The sequence below is a fragment of the Pedobacter sp. KBW06 genome (assembly GCF_003852525.1).
Classification (GTDB): domain Bacteria; phylum Bacteroidota; class Bacteroidia; order Sphingobacteriales; family Sphingobacteriaceae; genus Pedobacter.
The window spans coordinates 1,730,163-1,747,437 of record NZ_QAJL01000003.1 but is presented as its reverse complement, the minus strand read 5'-3'; the positions used below and the strand labels follow the sequence as shown (position 1 = coordinate 1,747,437).

The window sequence follows — 17,275 nt, the reverse complement described above, 5'->3', positions numbered from 1 at the left end:
ACATTTGATATGAAAAAAACATTTACTTACCTTTTTCTTTCTTTTCTCAGCTTAACGGTAGTTGCTCAGCAAAAGAATGTTAAACCGGATAGCCGGCTTGCAGATTTGGATGCAGTGCTGAATAAGGTACTGAAAGATCAAAAAGTGGCCGGTTTTGCAGTAGCGGTAACGGAAGGTGATAAAATCATATATAGTAAAGGTTTCGGATATAGGGATGTAGAAGGGAAAAAACCGGTTACGCCAAATACACTTTTTGCCATAGGTTCAAGCTCTAAGGCTTTTACCTCAGCCTTGCTTGGTTTGCTGGAAAAAGATGGTAAACTTTCATTGGATGGCAAAGCAACAACTTACCTGCCACAGCTGCGGTTTTTCAATGATAACATGAACAGCCAGATTACGGTTCGGGACATGATGTGCCATCGGACTGGATTGTCCCGTTATGATTATTCCTGGTACCTCTTCAATACGCCTAACAGAGACAGCATCTTGCAACGTGTAAAGTATATGGAACCAAATGCCGGGCTCAGAGAGAAATGGCAGTATAACAATTACATGTTTCTTGCACAGGGCATGATTGCCGAAAAGATTACCGGAAAAACCTGGGAGCAAAATATAAAGGAAAAGTTTTTTATCCCGCTGGAGATGACCAGATCAAATACCAGCATCTATGATATGCAGAAGGATGCGGATGCTTCCCTGCCATATACACTGGAAAAGGATAGCATCATTAAGAAGATGGATTATTACGATATTTCTGGTATGGGACCTGCAGGATCGATCAACAGTAGCGTCAATGAAATGGCCCACTGGTTACAGCTTTGGACAAGTGGTGGTCGCTATCATGGTAAGGAGATTTTGCCTCCGTCTTATATTGAGCAGGCTGCGACTGCACAAATGGTAATGGGTGGCGGTTTACCGGGAGAGTTTAAGGACATTTATTCTGCCAGTTATGGTCTGGGATGGATGATCAGCTCTTACCGTGGACATTACCTGGTTGAACATGGTGGAAATATTGATGGCTTCTCAGCAAATGCCGCTTTCTTTCCTTCAGACGATATCGGAATCGTTGTCCTGAGCAATCAGAATGTTTCCGCTGTTCCTGGCCTGGTTCGTAACACCATCGCCGACCGGATCCTTAATCTAAACAAGACCGATTGGAATGCGGAACAAAATAAGAAGAAAGACGAGGCCATGAAAAAGAAGAAAGCCGAAAAGCCGGAAGCGGAAGCAGAGCAGGTATTAAATACAAAGCCTTCACATCCCGCAAAAAGTTATGTCGGTTTCTATGAAAATCCAATAGCAGGAACAATTGACGTGTCCCAAAGAGCCGACTCTCTGTTTGCTGCATTCGGAAAAGAGCGTGTTTTTCTTAAGCACTATCATTATGATGTTTTTGAAGCGAGAGATATCGATAAAAAGGGGAAAATTGATACAGCAACAAGTAGCTTCAGAATCAATTTCAGCTCCGGAACAGATGGTAAGATAGCAGGAGTCAGTCTACCACTGGATGGCAAACAGGTAGTATTTGCTTTTCGCCCTAAAGAAGTCGCTTTGACTAAAGAAATGCTCGAAAAATATACAGGCGATTACAATCTGGGTAAAACGGCAGTTAAAGTATACCTTAAAGATAAGGTTCTTTTCGTATCAATCTCCGGACAACCGGATTATGAAACGATTGCTATAGGAGCAGATACTTTTCAAATCAAGACTTTAATAGGATATAGCCTGAAGTTTGAACTCAAAGGATATCAGGCAGAATCATTGACCTTCAAACAGCCAAACGGGAATTTTAAAGCGATCCGTAAGAAATAATTAAAATCAGATATTGTCAATTAAAAAGGCTTTCCGGATCTCCGGAAAGCCTTTTTGATGAGTGACGAAGCCATCTCCAATCTCTACATATGAAGATGAAATTCCGGATGTAAAACCTGGGAAGTATTATCAAATCCTGATCGGATACACCTCAGATAGTATAAAATAGTATGACTTACCTGAATGACTCTCCTGATTTCGACCTCTATTCAAAATAAACTACCGGTGTTTTTTTTGTAAACATAAGTTTAGCTTTGGTAAACTTTAGAGAAGGGGTAAGATAGACTACGTCATTACCTCTCTAATCTTTCTTTTTCAAGTCGGTATTTTTAGCTGTTTTTTGAATATGATCTAAGATGTATACTGCTTTTTGAGGATTGAAACGATGTTTTGGCTTCCTTAAGGAAGTATATCATCCATTGATGATGTAGTAATGTAGAGGTGCTTTTTATTGCCGGAGCTAATTTGATTCCTTAATATTATGTTAAACCAAACCTATTGATTGTGATGAACCTAAAATTTCTAAACCAGGCAAAATTGCCTTTTATTGCCTTATTGTTTCTTACGGTCATGATGACCTCTTGTTCGAAACAGAAGAATGAACCTTCAACAGGAGAAGACGTAAATGGAAAACCTGTTGTTTCTCCTATTTTAACAGATCTGTTCAGAAATTCCTACCGTGTATATGAAATGCAACGGAATGCGAAAGGAATTTACAGGGATTCAAAACTTTTTAGCGGAACAGACTATCACCCGGCTTCGGTTGCCAATATAGGAACAGGCCTTGTCTCTCTTTGCATTGCCGATAAAATGGGCTGGATTTCCGATGGTAGTCAGCAGGCGGTTACAACTTTGCAAACCTTAATCGGTCAGAACAGCAACTTTAAACTGGATGTGAACACCGCAGGCTTTCCAAGGCATTTTGTAGATATGGAAACCGGAGCCCGAGCCTGGAATTCAGAATATAGTACCATTGATGCAGCTATAATGGTCTCCGGAGCATTGTTCTGTAAGAAATATTTCAGTACAAACACCACCATTGCCACGCTCGTGGATCGCCTGTATAAATCTATCAACTGGTCTAAGGCAATCGCGAACCCCGCGACCGGGTCAATCTATTTATCACTAGACGCGAATGGCAATGGGATCGGAAATACAGCTGTTTTTAACGAATACATGATTGTCGCTTACCTTGCTTTTAAATCCGAAAACGGAGCAGCTGGACCGGCAACTACTTTATGGAATAATTTTTATGCCAATACCACGAACTTACCTAAATCAACCTATTCAGGTTTTGAAGTTTTAACCGATTATCCTGGTGCTTTTCTTTCTGATTTTATACCTCAGTTTTGCTATTATTTGTGTCATCCTTATTCAGCAAATGCCCAATACATGCAGTATATGAATAATGCGATGCAGGCTGATAAAAAATGGTGGACGTTTACTACTGGTATTGCTGCTTACGAGTGGGGTTTAGGTGCCGGCAGCGACCCTTCAGGCTATCATGCCAACCGCATCAACGATAATGCGGGTAAGGTCGTTTCTCCTCATATTATTAGCGGTTTTATTCCCATTAACGCAACTGCAAAAACAGACTTGCTCAGTTTGTATAATGCGAATAAAGGAGTATATACACTTCCGGGAACGGCCTACAAGATTCTATGGCGCTATAGTGTTAGCAACCCTTCATGGACTGCCAATGAAGTTCAGGGAATAGACTTTTCTTCTATGCTTTTTGGTTTGGCTACTTTACCGGAAAATTGTGGAACAGCATTTTTTAGTACGTATAATGACTATAACTTTCCAGCTTATTCATTTTCTCCTCTTCCTTAAATCTAAGGTTTTCCAGAGGCTATGTATATGAGGGAAACGGCATATTGTGGTGCTTACAAACTTTGCAGGCGCCTTCTTAACGATGTTAAGTACGAGCATTATGCCTTGCGGGGAGTTTATTCCTGAAGAAAGCCTGGGCCCTTATTTTACGAAACTGAGGTAAATAAAAAAAATATTAATCTGATCGAAGGCTTTAATGAGACCTGCGATCAGATTATTTTTGAGAGAGAAGAAGATTATCCTTCCAGTGTTTCTGCTGCTTTTATAATCAAATTAGCAATTTCCTGCGGATGAGAAGCCATAGAAGCGTGACTTGATGACAAACTAATCGTTTCTGCTTTCATTCTTTCTGCGAAAAAATGTTGTGTTTCAGGTGGGATCATTCTATCCAGTTCAGATACCTGATACCAGGTTGGTAAATTTTTCCAGGCCACATAGTCCGGTTTATCTTCAAAGCATTTTCCTGAGGTTGGTTTTTGTGCAAGGGCCATCACCAGAGATTCTTCTGCAGGAAGGTCATGTGCGAAGTTTTCCGCAAACATGCTTTTTTCAATCCATAGAAAACCATATTGATCGGGGCGTAATGCTGCGGCGCCGGCCGGAGCAGTAGTTCTGCCCAATAACATGCCAAGATTCTCATTCTCGTCCGGTGCAAAAGCAGCAATATAAACCAACCCTACTACCTTATCACTCTTTCCTGCAGCTTCTGTAATTACGGCTCCACCATAAGAATGTCCTACCAGAAGCGTTGGGCCATCAAAAGATTCTACGAGCCTGCGGGTCCGCTCCGCATCGTCGGAAAGGGAAGTCAATGGGTTTTGAACTGAACCGACGGTATATCCCGCTGCAGTTAATATTGGAATCACCTTGCGCCAGTGAGAACCATCGCCCCAGGCTCCATGTACCAGTGCAATGTTGATTTTCTTTTTCATAATTGTTGAATTTTAGGTAAAGAGATATTGAGTCCAAAGTTCAGCAGAAACAAAGCCAAAAAATTTAACCTCGGTTAAAATCGTTCACATGGCATAATCTTTTTCTGATCCGGCTTAAAGAAGGACCCTGAATTCCAAGATAAGAAGATATATGGTAAAGCTGAACAGTATTTAAAATTTCCGGATGATTGTTCATCATGTTCAGGTATCGCTCTTCCGGTGTCTGAAATAAAAAACTCTCCATGCGTTCTACGGCGATCTTACTGGCATATTCAGCCATTAATCTTCCGAATCGTTCCCATCCATGCGATAAAGTATAAAGTTTAATCAATTTGTCGTAAGAAATAGAAATGATGGTTGCATCTGTGAGTGCCTGGGTGTAATAATTACAGGGCACCTGATCGATAAAACTTTTATACGCCACCACAATCTGATCTTTAGAATATAAAAAGACATTCTTTTCTGCTTCCGTTTTTTCGTCAATATGATAGGCACGAAATGCGCCATCCATAATAAATCCGGCAGTTTTACAAATTCCCCTATAGTTATTAAAAAAGCTACCCTTTTTATAGGTCTTTATACTCCAGAAATCTTTTGATAAGGCGTAGTCTTCTGCCGAGATATTGGCAAAAGCCTTTAACATGGTTTGTAAATAGATCAGTTCCATGCTTTTAAAGTTAACCTGTTTTACTATAGTTCCGTTATTCATTCTATAATAAAGCTTAGTGTATGATATCAAGATGTCAAGGTTTAAAAATATCTTGGTATCAAGGTCTATGTTGAAGTTTTTTTTCTGTCACCTGTATTTATAGATTCGGCTGTACAAATCAATCTTCTTTAAATGCATTTTTGGGATGTTCTTTTTATTTGTTTTTAGGTGGTTTTGTTTATTTTTAAGATAATTATTTAATTAATATTTTGTTTTTGTTGTTTTAACTATATAAGTTAGACAATGACAGTTACTACTATAGCCTCCGGTACGAACCGACGATTTATTGACCCACTTACAGATTTTGGATTTAAGCACCTTTTAGGAGGCGAACCAAACAAGGAGATCATAATTGAATTTTTGAATGCCATTTTTGCCGGACAAAAGACAATCGTTGATTTGGTTTTTAGTCCCACAGAACATGCAGCAAGCACTAATGAGAATAAGAAAGTGTTTTTTGATCTGATGTGCAGGGGAAGCGGTGGTGAGCAGTTTATCATTGAGATGCAACGTGTTGAACATGGGGGCTTTCGTGAGCGCTGTGTATACTATTTATCCCGATTAGTGAGCGAGCAGATTCCTAAAGGAGAATCCAATTGGAATGGTCAGCTTAAAGAGGTGTATCTGATAGCAGTTCTGGATTTCAAATTCAGAGATAAGGATGATGAGCGGTTTTTACATGATATTGTTTTAATGAATAAGGATACCGGCAAAGTTTTCTACGACAAGTTTAGGTTTAAATTTCTGGAATTACCTAACTTCGACAAAGAGGTGAATGAGCTGTCGTCCGATTTAGATAAGTGGTTTTATATTCTTAAAAATATGAGCAGGATGGAAAAGGTACCATTACACCTCAATCAGGGAATTTTCAAAAAAATGTTTAAAATCGCAGAGGTGAGTAAATTAACAAAGGAGCAACGGACACTTTATGAGTCGAACTTAAAGGCAAAGTGGGATTATGAGCATAGTATTGCCTGGGCCAGTAAAGAAGCTGGAGAAAAGGCGAAAATCGAGGGGAGGAGGGAAGGAATAGAAGAAGGGCTCAAGGAGGGAGTCGAAAAAGGACTCAGGGATGGCATGGAAAAAGGCATGGAAAAAGGCATGGAAAAGGGTATGGAAAAGGGTATTGAAAAAGGAGTGCAGGAAGGTATTTACAAACAAAAAATCATTACAGCCCGGAAACAAAAGCAACAGGGCATGTCTATTAAGCAGATAGCTGAATTCAACGAACTTTCAATTGAAGAAATCGAGACTTTGTAATTGTATAGCCTGTTGAATAGAAATCTCGGAATCAAATGCAAAATGATCCTGGTTAAAGACCAGAATCATTTTGTTGAGCAGCTAAATCGGACAATTAATAAGTGATCTTAACCAACCGGTTGTTTTGCTGGAGGTCCAGGGAGTTGAACCCTCCTACCAGAATTGCCGCAGCTCCATTATCTGTATTAATCACATCAAAAACAGGTTTTCTGAACCTATTGTCTGAGAAAGTAAACCCTCCGATAGTATTGTTGTTTGCACTTAATTGGCCTGTGGGTTCTACAATGGCGAAACCATTCCTGTTAATGCCATTGAATTTTTGAAATGGACCTGTCAGCAATATTTTTCCATTGCCCAGTCGGACAGCCAGAGTCACCGCTCCGTCTGCGCCTGCTCCAGTATTAAAGCGCTCCTCTACATTTCCGTTTTGATTTAAGATCGCGACCCTCGCTATCGCTTTTCCATTGAAAGCCGAAAAACTACCGGAAATTAAAATCTGTCCGTTCGGATAGGGTTGTATGGAACTAATCAGATCGTTTGGACCAGAGCCTGTAATGAAGGTTTTATCCAGTGTTCCATCTGTATTGATCCTGGCAATTCTATTGGTATTTTCTCCGTTATAACTACTAAAAGCACCTGCAACGATGATCTTCCCGTCTGCTTGCATATAGGCATCATATATGTAGCCATTAAAGTTGTCGTTGGCTCTGTTTGCCGACTGATTGAAGTTGTAAGTTTTATCCAGTGCACCATCGGGTTTAATTCTGGCAATGTTGTTTACGATTACAGAGTCGGTAATGATGGTGTCTTTTTGATTCGGATAATATCTTTTGGTCATGTAATATTTGAAGGCTCCTGCAACAATGATGTTGCCATCAGGCTGGACCATCATTTCGGTAACAGGGCCGTCAAAGAATGCTCCAAAGGAAGGTACAGTGTCTTTTTTCGGCTCACCGGATCGATCAATAAATGAGTAAATGGTAGAGTCCATTGCACCGCTCAAAGAGATTTTTCCTATGTTACCGATCCTGTCTTTCTTATTGTTATAGGTATTGAACTGTCCCCCAATCAGGATTTTTCCGTCTAAAAGTAGTGCAGCCTTAGCTAAACTACCCGAAGGAATTCCTTTGCCCGGTTTAAAGGATTTATCTAATGTTCCTTCTGCCGAAATGATTGCCAGTTTGCTGTATCCCGAACGGATACCAGAATTATTGTAGTCTGTAAAATTACCCACAATTAGCATCCGGCCATCCGGAAGCGCGGTAATGTTATTGATGTCTTCATTGGCACCAACATAAGAATTAAAGGTTTTGTCTGTTTTGGTGTTTCCGTTTACCCGAAACTTTGGACCAGGCAGGATTTGTGCTCCAACCATGACGGTGATCACTCCGCTACTGGCCCATTCCGGAACTTTCACTTTGGCTTCTGTATCTGATAACGATAATACTTCTCCCTTTTCTCCATTGAACAATATGCTGAGCGCCGTTTTGTATTTTAGGAATCCGGAGCCGGTTAAGGTGACGGTGGAAGCGATATCTCCCTGGACTGGGCTTGAAGCAACGGCGTTGACTTTTAAATCCAGGGGCGGCTTGGCGTCTCCATAAGGATCTTTACCGATGTTTTCATTCTTTTTGCAGGCAGTCAGGCTACAAATGAACGCGATACTGGCTGCCGAAAGAAACTGAACTATATTATATTTAGAAATAAAAATCATAAGGCGGTATTTTATTTTGATGAAATGCTGATCTGAATTTGTGGTCTATTTGAAATATTCATTCACGTCAGTAATAAATAAGAAAGGATTAAAACCAAAATTGTGCATGTCATTGATGACATGGATAATGCTGTTATTGGTTTGCAGATCTGAAGTGGCAATCGTTGCCCCGAAATTTAAGGGATTGCCAATATCGCCAATGTTCCTGATCACGACCGTACGTGGACCTACGTCTCTGGTGCCTTTATAATCACTAAACTGTACGCCAAGATTCATGATATAGCCATCGTAAGAAGCCATGTACTGGCCTGGATAAACGTTCGCCTGGACCGGATCATATCTTGCAATGTCCTTTAACAGGTATTTATCTTTGATCAGGTATTGGGACAAATACTTTCTCCATATAGACGGTGGAATGTCTTTAATAAAGATGGAATCTTTTGATGCAGAATAACGTGTAGAATTCAACAGATCCATGCTGAGTTTTATCGCATGGTCTGTCGGTGCAAAAAAGGTAATATCTTCTTTCTCAAATACTTCCTTTAGTCCGGATTTATCGATCACTGTGATCAGGGTGTCAAAATAGAATGGTTTGGTTTTCATGAACTCATAAGCGCTCATCTTGAAGACCCCATTTTGTAAGCTTCCACCATTAAAATAATCTTTTTTACAAGAGATAACCGCTACAGACAGGAGGACCCCAAAGAGTAGCAGCCATTGATTTTTTCTTTTCATAAAATTTAGTTTTAGCACTACTTTACCCAATATTGGTTCAGGACGATATTCGGATTGTTTACTCTCGCTTTTGGATTTATTGGCCAGGTCCAGGCACCCTGATTGAATTGTTCAGGAGTTAGAAAGTCTACACATTGACCGATGTCCATCACCCGTCCTGTGCGGATCAGGTCATACCACCGAACGCCTTCTCCAATCAGTTCCTTCTGTTCTTCCATAAAAACAGCATCAACAAGCGAACTTTCTGATGGGCTGTATTCGGTTGCACCTGCACGGTTTCTAACCATATTCAGTAAAGGAATGGCCTCTCCGTTTTTACCCAGGTTAGCTAAGGCTTCAGCGCCTAACAGCAAAATTCCTGAATAGCGGAAAATGATCATGTTGTCATCAAAAAGGAAATTGTTTACATCTGTGACGTTTGAATATTTCAGAAACATCTGGGTCGTATTATTGATGTAAGGAAGGTAGAACCAAACGTCCCTTCTTTTGTCGGGAGCATTGGCGGGGTATAGTTTCTGTACATAGGAAGCGAGGTAGTAACCATCACTGGTAGAACCGTAATTAACGATTGGGGCATGGGTGCTCCATTGCCCTAATGATACATATTTGGTTTCCGAGCCATAGTTCTTGTTTACTGAGAACTCAAAAATGCTTTCCCGGGTTTTGCCTTTAAAGATCTTCTTGAAATCTTCAATTGGCAACAACTGAAAGAAGCCTGAGTTTTTTACGTTTAGGGCCGCGTCAGCAGCTTTTTGCCAATAGACTTGCTGATTGGATTTATCGAAACCTGCGATCCACATATAGCAGTTTGCGATCAGTGTTTCTGAAGAGGCGCGGGAGGCCCTTACTCCCCAGTTGGTAGGGTCAGTATATTGCCATGGCAATGCTTCTTTTGTTTCCTCCAGCTCCTGGATGCAAAATTTAAGGACATCGATGAAATTCGTTCTTCCTTTTGCCGTGCCGTCATAAGCTTTGGTATATAGGGGGACATCTCCATAAATGCGCGAAATATAAAAATAAGTAAAGGCGCGGATAAACTTCACTTCAGCCTTATACCTCGCTTTTTCATTGTTGTCTAAAAAAGTCAGCTCATCGAGTCGGTCTAATGCAATATTGCAGGCCGCAATGGCCTGGTAAAATGGATACCAGTCTGCGAGTAGATCTCCTTTATACCTTGCAGGAAGTGCAATCTGACTGGAATTGGAAAGGTCATTCTTTGCAACAGTAGGAAATACAGGAAAGCCGGGGCAAATAAATTCTCCAGCCCTGATGTCGCCATTCAGGTTATGATAGGGGCCTACTGTAAGGCGGTCATAGATCAATCCATAGCAATCTGCAACAGCAGACTCTACGTCCGACTTTGTTTTCCAGAAAGAATTGGATCCCAGTCTGTCGACAGGCTCAACATCAAGAAATTTTTTGCAGGAACTAACCAGTATTAAACTGCATGCCCCAAATAATAGTATGGTGTGTTTTAATAATTTCATCATGTGCTGATTTAAAATTCAAGGTTAAGACCAAGTACATAAGATGGAGAATTGGGATAAGAGTCTATCCGGTCGCGTCCCAGCTCGGTTACGTTTTCAGGATTTGGTCCTGAGTATTTCGAAAGAATGAACAGGTTGTTTCCGGTCACATAAAACCTGAGGTTGTTGATCCCGTAACGGTTTAAAAATTCCTTTTTAAGGGCATAGCTAAACGTCGCGGAGTTGAGCTTAAAATAAGTACCATCTTCCTGAAATAAGGTTTGCGAAGAATTGTATGGATCTGTATTGCTCAGGTATCTCAAGGGATTAGGATACTTTGCCTGATCGCCGGGCTGTTTCCAGTAGTTGTACTGTGAAATGTCTACCATCGCCGATTTATCGGTTGAGAATGGGTTGTAATTGTTGCTGAGGCTGGAGGATAAGGCATTGTTTAACAAATCACGTTTAACAGTGAAACTTCCGCTAAGTGTTAATCCGAATTTACCATAAGTCAGGACGGAGTAAAAACCACCTGTGAGCCTGGCGACAGGATTGCCGGCGATTTGCAAATCATTTTTATCGGTAATGAAATTGCCATCTACATCTTTGTAGATTAAGTCCCCGCCCTTATATTCGCCACCTCTGGCATTTCTGTAAGCCCTTCCGGTTACCGGATCCACAGGTACATCCTGATCTCTGCTGTAAACTCCCTGCGAGATGTAGAGGAAGTTGTTTTGTGTATTTCTGCCTACCTTAGAAATGATAGCACCTCCATCCGAAAGGAGCTGGGTTGCCCCACCTGGTAGTGACAGGAGAACATCGCGGTTAATCGCTCCATTTACGCTCATATTCCAGTAAAGCTTGGAACTGCTGGGCAAAGGCCGGAAGTTTAACGTGAGTTCAATCCCTTTGTTCATCATGGAAGCACTGTTGGTGATTACGGTGCTGAAACCGGTAGAGGTGGCGAGGTCCTGTGTAAATAGCATGTCTGTGATGACCTTTTGGTAAACATCAACTGTTAATCCGAATTTGCTTTTAAGGACACTAATGTCAAAACCGGCATTGTACTGTTCCACACGTTCAGGCTTTAAAAAAGGGTTAGGCATCACCCCAAGTTTTGGACTGATCCGGGGTATATTGTTATAATTCCCGGCCACGCTGTAAGACCCCAAAGAAGCATAAACATTGGTAGAGGGCCTCAGGTTAATTCCATAAGAAAATCTGGCAGAAGCATAATCAAGCCATTTAAAATGACTTACGAAATCTTCCTTTTCGATGTTCCATCTTGCACCTAAAGAGGGGCTTTTTGCCCATCTGGACTTGACGCCTGCATAGGAGTTGCCATCTGCACGATAGTTGAAATTGACGACATATCTTTTCTTGTAATCATAGGAGAAATTAGCGCCCGCGCCAACAGAGTGAACTTTGCTGAAATCATTGGCATCATTGGGATCTTCAAGGTTTGGTGTAATTCCAATAAAGCCATTGTATAAGGAAGAGTAGCCAAGCGGTCCGAAATAATGGTCGTTTGGACCATTTATGAGGTTTGCTTCCCTGGCGATATTTTGGGTGGAGGTAATTTCGGAGAAGATACCAGCATAAATGGTATGGTCATCTCCAAAAGATTTAGAGTAGTTTAATGCAGTCCTGTTGTAAAGGTTTGTGGTTCTGCCGACATAGCCGTAGACCTTTGACCGATCATTATTGGCCAGAGAGGGAATAAAGGAATCTTCATTGTTCTGGAGGTAAGAAACGCTCAATGTGGTTCCCAGTCTCAGGGCAGGAAGGAGTTCATATGATCCATCCAGATAAGAAGATACGCTATAGGTCTTGGAATCATTTTTACTGTTCAGTGCGCTGGTAAATCTGGAATCGTTCAGGAAATAGGAAGGACCTGGTAATAAGGAAGAGCTCAGACTTCCTCCTGCACCGACATCCGTAAGCCCATTGCCGCTGCCTTTCAGCTTATTGCCCAAGGATAAGGTTACAGAACCTGTTAAATTCAATTTAGGATTTGGTTTGTAGTTGACCTGGGAAGACAGGGAGTACCGGTCAAAACCGGTATTTTTAATCACTCCGCGTTCGTTATAATAGTTGAGGTTACTCTTGTAGTTCAATCCTTGATTTCCACCACTTACTGAAAGATTGTGGGTTTGGTTAAAGGTGGGCTGATAATACAAGCCCTGCCAGTCGGTTGCATTGTTGTAAAACGCATTTAAGCTGTCAGACAGGAATGGAGATAAAGAAACTTTGTAAAGTTCCCGGTAATCATTCGTATTGATAATCCTGTTCATCAGGTTGTCTCTTTCTTCTTTACCTCCGATGGTTTGTCTCAGTTGTGGGACGGTGTTGACAAAGAAACTACTGGTCAGGCGAATGATCGGAACAGGGGAGTTTCCTCTTTTTGTCGTGATGACAATTACCCCATTTGCGCCTCTGGAACCATATAGAGAAGCTGCATCAGCATCTTTCATGACATCTATCGATTCCACATCTTCAGGTGGAATCAGTGCAAGCGGACTTGTCCCCGGACCTTTTGATTCGAAACCATACTCAAATCCGGAATTGGCATCAATAGGGATTCCATCTACGACATATAAAGGAGAAGAGGGGGTTAGATAAGCGTTATTTCCGGAACCCTTCACGCCAATCTGTGATAGTCCCCTGATGGCTGTAGAGCCTCTGAATCCTGGTGCTCCGGTATTATTCTGGATGTTCAGACCGGCAACTTTACCTTGCAAAAGTTGTTCAACACTGGATACCGGAATGTCCTTGATCTGATCTGAAGTGATTCTGGTGACAGAGCCGGTAACTGTTTCCTTGGTTTTGCGCTGGTAACCAACAATAACAGTTCCTTCCAGATTCTGTGTGCTGGAGATCATCTTTACACTGAGGTAAGTCTGACCTTTTACTTCTACAATCTTACTGGAATAACCAATGTAATTAAATTCAAGTTTCGCAGTTTTGCTCACTTTAATACTGAAATTCCCGTCATTGTCCGTACTTGCTATGGCTTGCTTTTTGCCATTGGCATTGATCATCGAAATGGACACCCCGGGAAGAGGTTCGGTACCTTCTAACACCTTTCCTTTTACTGTAATCACCTCCTGGGCTGATAATGCGCCCGAAAAGAGAAGCAGAAGTACCGAACTGAAAAGCAGAAATTTTGTAAATCCTGGCATCATAATATCTTTGTTTGGTTTTAATTAAATTTTTTAGTTTGGCATTATTCGTTCTGGAAACGTGGCGTTCGCTGGAACTTGAAAATAATTACCCAATCGCCCTTTTCGTAGATGCTGAAGTTTAACAGCAGATTGGCATCAATCCTCGTGGAGCTGAAACCTGTTCTGGTATAGCCAATATTGATTTTTGCTTTATTTGATATGGCAAACTTTGTATCCAGGTCGGTCAGCGGGATCGGATAGGCCACCTCATAACTCACCTGGGTGTTGGTTTTGATGAGGTTGAACCCATGTACCAGTTCTTCCCATTTTGTAAGGTTAAACCTGGCCGGGTCGATCACTGCAGAATCCTTATCAAAAAACTTAAAGGTTAAAGAATTGCCATTTCCTGTTTTCCTGAAATAAACCCTGCTCAGAGAGTCGTTCATCAGGGTGTCTTTGGAAAGGTAGACATTGGACATGGTCGCATGATTAACAAATGCAGTGGTATAAGGAACTCCGTTTGGCCTTACCCTGGACTCTTGTTTCCGTATTCTGGTATAGGGATCATATTCGAAAGGTTCATAGGCAATATCCTGAATCGGGCGTAACCTTAAATTTTTGATGAGCCGCTCGTTCCCCTTATTGCTAACCTTAATGTCAAAAAGATAGCCTTCATTTGGATAGGAGCTGACGATTCCTGAACCTGATTTATAGAAGATAAGATCTCCGGAGCCTGGTCTGATTTCAAAGAATGGCTTATTCACCACTCTCCGTTTCTCTTCAATTTCCTTTAACGTTTTTTCTTTGCCGTCGTATAAACCAGTCCATTCTAAAACCTGGGCAGACTTCATCAGCTCAGGGGCTGCACTGCCATCAAAATGGCGCATATTCTCCAATGAGAAATTTAAAGGATAACTGGATCCATCTGCACTAAAATTGGTTTTGTATAAAAAAGTTCTACCTAAAACGGGTTCATAGATGGCCACATTTGAAAAGGTGGCTTTATCGCTCAGGTAATCTTTTTCTGCTGGTGCTTTCTTGCAGGACACCAGGAAGAATGCCATTAAACTTACGGCATACAGTATATTTATATTCCTTTTGAACATCATTTTTGTCCTCATTTAATAGTTTCTAAGTTTGATACGTTCTGATATGAAGCGGTCGGCGCTTGTCGTGTATTTGTAGTTCAGTACGAACTCCTGGTTGATTGGGTCGTAATGACAATCGCCATTATTTCTCAGGGTTTGATTAACGGAAGAAGGCGCGGGGCTAACCGTTACGAGGTTGTTTTCCGGATTTACCTTCAAACGCATAAAATATCCGCTGGACTTTAGATCGGCCCCGTCAGTTTGTACGGTACTTTCGTCAATCGCGATGAGTTCTTTACCGAGTTCCAGCCAGTCGCGGGTTGCGGTGGGTAAAATAATCCTTCCGGAAGAAATATAATACCTGTCTGAATATAGATTTTGCAGAGTGCCGGCAAACTGGACAAAGCTCCTGAAGCCAAAAACATGACTGGGCTCCAGGGTATGAATGATCCCGTTTTTTGCCTGCAGGTTGCTGCTGGTTACATATGAGAAAACCCAGTCCTTGGTGAAACGGGAGCCATTTAGGTCACTGTATTTTAATAATAAACTGCCGGAGCCCATGCTGCCTTGTGTTGTGGTAGCCTGTGCATTTACATGTAGTTTTCTTTTGTTCATGGTGATGACATCCAGTCCGTCCGCCAATGCAAAATTTTCACTGGTAAATTCACCCGGGATGATGTACCGCATCAGCATTGCTCTCCATATAAAAGGGGGAACTTCTGTGATTTTTAAAGGCGGCAGGCCTGTTAGGCTTCTGTTGACATTGAGGTTTTCTAATGCAGTTAAAATACTCTGATTCGTCGGCGCGAAAAAGGTGATCTTTGTTTTTCGAAGCGTGTCGGCCAGCTGTGCCTGATCAACAATATAAACAAGGGTCTCAAAAGTTTCCTTTTTGCTAAGGAGATAATCATATACATTCAGGTCCACTTTATTAATGGGAACACTGTTTCTATAGGTGTCATCTGTTTTCGAACAACCTTGTGTCAGCACAATGGCGGTGATCAGTACAGATAAAAGAAGTATGAATTGCTTACGTAACATGAGTCTAGGTTTATTAATGCCAGAAATTATTTTGAATTAATTTTGAGTTGTTGCTCAGTACGACCTTGGAAATTGGCCATTTGGTTGCGCCATTGGCGATATCTGAAGCGCTTAACTTGCTGAATTCTTTGACTTTTTTGAACCTGACCAGGTCATACCATCTCCAGCCTTCACCCAGCAATTCTCTCCTTCTTTCTTTAAAGATGGCTTCCAGGATCACTTGATTGTCTGTGGAGGAGAACTCAGACAGATTTCTCGCAGTCCTCACCTTGTTGAGGTTACTGAGTGCATCCGACCTGAAATTTAGAAATATCGCAGCTTCAGCACGAAGCAGCAGGATTTCCTCAAAACGGAAAATTACAATTGCCGACTGATAGCTTTTAAATACCGGGACCTGGGAGACACTCAGGTTCCTGATCTTGGAGAACATGGGTGCAGTATTGCTAAAATTGGTGAAATAATCTCCTACTGTAGAGCCATCCGCAGCCAATGAGAACCTGGCATCGTTAGGTTCATTGAATATTTTGGTGATGCTGTCTTTAGGGACATAAATGTCTGCTGTTTTCTTGGGGATAAAAGGTTCACTTAAGGTCCAGTCTTCCACATGACCTCTGACTGAAGCTTCCTGATTTTTTGCGGCGAAGTTAATGGAGAAGATTACACTGAAGCCCTGCCCGGTAAATACACCGTTTGGAGAAGTCAGATTAGAGCTTGATGTAGTGTTGTATCCTCCATTCGAATTGTTATCGATGATTAACCTGCAGTTTTTTTCTGCAGTAGCATAATCACCCTGCCAGGCTCCAATATGAGCAGAAAGGGCATAGGCTGCGGCTTTGGTGGCGATAATGGATTGGAGTTGTGCATCAGTCTGAGCATAATATAAGCCCTCTTGTTCAGGCCATAAGCCATTATAACGCCAGGGTAAATCTGCAGCAGCTGCAGCAGCCTCTGATGCAGCAAATGCTAAAATGTCTGCTTCAGGTGTCTGTGGTTTTTCTGTGAAATCCCCCTCCACATTCGACCTGATCAAAGGTACATCACCCCAGATTCTGGCCAGGTAAAAATAAGACAAGGCTCTTAAGAACCGGATATTGGCGAGGTCAAGTTTTAAATCTTCCTGACGGTACCGGAAATCGTTCTGACGGATCAGCGGGAGTTTTTCAAGGCATAGGTTTGCCTGTGCAATAACGGCGTAAAATCTTCTCCAGTCTTTCCATTCCGCCATCGAGCCGTAATCGGCATTCAAATCCTGCTTTGTCACAGCGCTGATGTCCTGTCTGTTGGAGACTTTAAAATCTCCTCCCCTTAATTCGCCATAGACAAAGAAGGCGTTCTCATTGGATAAAGCAGCACGAAGTAGACCATAGGTTGCAAAAACTGCCGACCTGGCATCATTTTTAACCTTCCACATCTGTTCTGCCATAACCAGACTGGTAGTATTGACGTCGAGCGTCTTTTTGCATCCGGAACCGCCTAAAAGCAGGAGGCCGGTTATGATAAATAGTAGTTTTGTTTTCATTT

The 17,275-nt window shown here is 41.7% G+C and carries 12 protein-coding genes; 3 read left to right on the top strand and 9 right to left on the bottom strand.

The window, feature by feature from the left end; translation table 11 throughout:
• The first annotated feature begins 9 nt into the window (after positions 1–9).
• A complete protein-coding gene (locus tag DBR43_RS21975; RefSeq protein ID WP_124584719.1) occupies positions 10–1,812 on the top strand; it encodes a serine hydrolase in 1,803 nt (600 codons plus the stop codon).
• A gap of 507 nt (positions 1,813–2,319) precedes the next feature.
• Complete coding sequence (locus DBR43_RS21970) at positions 2,320–3,645, top strand: hypothetical protein (RefSeq protein ID WP_124584717.1); 1,326 nt, start codon at positions 2,320–2,322, stop codon at positions 3,643–3,645.
• Positions 3,646–3,881: 236 nt separating this feature from the next.
• Here the strand turns inward: DBR43_RS21970 and DBR43_RS21965 are convergent, their stop codons facing one another.
• Complete coding sequence (locus DBR43_RS21965; RefSeq protein ID WP_124584715.1) at positions 3,882–4,577, bottom strand: alpha/beta hydrolase; 696 nt, start codon at positions 4,575–4,577, stop codon at positions 3,882–3,884.
• A gap of 64 nt (positions 4,578–4,641) precedes the next feature.
• Entirely contained in the window at positions 4,642–5,244 is a 603-nt protein-coding gene (locus DBR43_RS21960; protein ID WP_124584713.1) for a Crp/Fnr family transcriptional regulator, read from the bottom strand.
• A gap of 285 nt (positions 5,245–5,529) precedes the next feature.
• Between DBR43_RS21960 and DBR43_RS21955 the strand changes: the two genes are divergently transcribed.
• Positions 5,530–6,546 carry an Rpn family recombination-promoting nuclease/putative transposase gene (locus tag DBR43_RS21955; RefSeq protein WP_124584711.1) on the top strand — a complete coding sequence of 339 codons (1,017 nt, stop codon included), beginning with the start codon at positions 5,530–5,532 and terminating at the stop codon, positions 6,544–6,546.
• Between the two features lie 94 nt (positions 6,547–6,640).
• Here the strand turns inward: DBR43_RS21955 and DBR43_RS21950 are convergent, their stop codons facing one another.
• From DBR43_RS21950 to DBR43_RS21920, 7 genes are read right to left on the bottom strand one after another with little or no spacing between them, the layout of a single operon-like run.
• Positions 6,641–8,260 (bottom strand): DUF5008 domain-containing protein, encoded by a 1,620-nt coding sequence (locus DBR43_RS21950; RefSeq protein WP_124584709.1) that lies wholly within the window; start codon positions 8,258–8,260, stop codon positions 6,641–6,643.
• A gap of 45 nt (positions 8,261–8,305) precedes the next feature.
• Positions 8,306–8,995, bottom strand: a complete 690-nt coding sequence (locus DBR43_RS21945; protein WP_124584707.1) for a fasciclin domain-containing protein — start codon at positions 8,993–8,995, stop codon at positions 8,306–8,308.
• A 17-nt stretch (positions 8,996–9,012) separates the two neighbouring features.
• On the bottom strand, positions 9,013–10,485 hold the full coding sequence (locus tag DBR43_RS21940) for a RagB/SusD family nutrient uptake outer membrane protein (protein WP_124584704.1): 1,473 nt from the start codon (positions 10,483–10,485) through the stop codon (positions 9,013–9,015).
• Positions 10,486–10,493: 8 nt separating this feature from the next.
• Positions 10,494–13,646 (bottom strand): SusC/RagA family TonB-linked outer membrane protein, encoded by a 3,153-nt coding sequence (locus DBR43_RS21935; RefSeq protein WP_124584702.1) that lies wholly within the window; start codon positions 13,644–13,646, stop codon positions 10,494–10,496.
• Between the two features lie 41 nt (positions 13,647–13,687).
• On the bottom strand, positions 13,688–14,734 hold the full coding sequence (locus tag DBR43_RS21930; protein ID WP_158622573.1) for a DUF5007 domain-containing protein: 1,047 nt from the start codon (positions 14,732–14,734) through the stop codon (positions 13,688–13,690).
• Between the two features lie 12 nt (positions 14,735–14,746).
• The gene (locus DBR43_RS21925) at positions 14,747–15,754 is read right to left on the bottom strand and encodes a fasciclin domain-containing protein (RefSeq protein WP_124584698.1); all 1,008 of its coding nucleotides are present in this window, start codon (positions 15,752–15,754) and stop codon (positions 14,747–14,749) included.
• 13 nt (positions 15,755–15,767) lie between these two features.
• Positions 15,768–17,273 carry a RagB/SusD family nutrient uptake outer membrane protein gene (locus DBR43_RS21920; protein ID WP_124584696.1) on the bottom strand — a complete coding sequence of 502 codons (1,506 nt, stop codon included), beginning with the start codon at positions 17,271–17,273 and terminating at the stop codon, positions 15,768–15,770.
• Between the last annotated feature and the right edge of the window lie 2 nt (positions 17,274–17,275).

Coding starts and splice junctions, on each gene's coding strand:
- DBR43_RS21975 (WP_124584719.1), top strand. CDS start 10: ATGAAAAAAACATTTACTTACCTTTTTCTTTCTTTTCTCAGCTTAACG.
- DBR43_RS21970 (WP_124584717.1), top strand. CDS start 2,320: ATGAACCTAAAATTTCTAAACCAGGCAAAATTGCCTTTTATTGCCTTA.
- DBR43_RS21965 (WP_124584715.1), bottom strand. CDS start 4,577: ATGAAAAAGAAAATCAACATTGCACTGGTACATGGAGCCTGGGGCGAT.
- DBR43_RS21960 (WP_124584713.1), bottom strand. CDS start 5,244: ATGGAACTGATCTATTTACAAACCATGTTAAAGGCTTTTGCCAATATC.
- DBR43_RS21955 (WP_124584711.1), top strand. CDS start 5,530: ATGACAGTTACTACTATAGCCTCCGGTACGAACCGACGATTTATTGAC.
- DBR43_RS21950 (WP_124584709.1), bottom strand. CDS start 8,260: ATGATTTTTATTTCTAAATATAATATAGTTCAGTTTCTTTCGGCAGCC.
- DBR43_RS21945 (WP_124584707.1), bottom strand. CDS start 8,995: ATGAAAAGAAAAAATCAATGGCTGCTACTCTTTGGGGTCCTCCTGTCT.
- DBR43_RS21940 (WP_124584704.1), bottom strand. CDS start 10,485: ATGATGAAATTATTAAAACACACCATACTATTATTTGGGGCATGCAGT.
- DBR43_RS21935 (WP_124584702.1), bottom strand. CDS start 13,646: ATGATGCCAGGATTTACAAAATTTCTGCTTTTCAGTTCGGTACTTCTG.
- DBR43_RS21930 (WP_158622573.1), bottom strand. CDS start 14,734: ATGATGTTCAAAAGGAATATAAATATACTGTATGCCGTAAGTTTAATG.
- DBR43_RS21925 (WP_124584698.1), bottom strand. CDS start 15,754: ATGTTACGTAAGCAATTCATACTTCTTTTATCTGTACTGATCACCGCC.
- DBR43_RS21920 (WP_124584696.1), bottom strand. CDS start 17,273: ATGAAAACAAAACTACTATTTATCATAACCGGCCTCCTGCTTTTAGGC.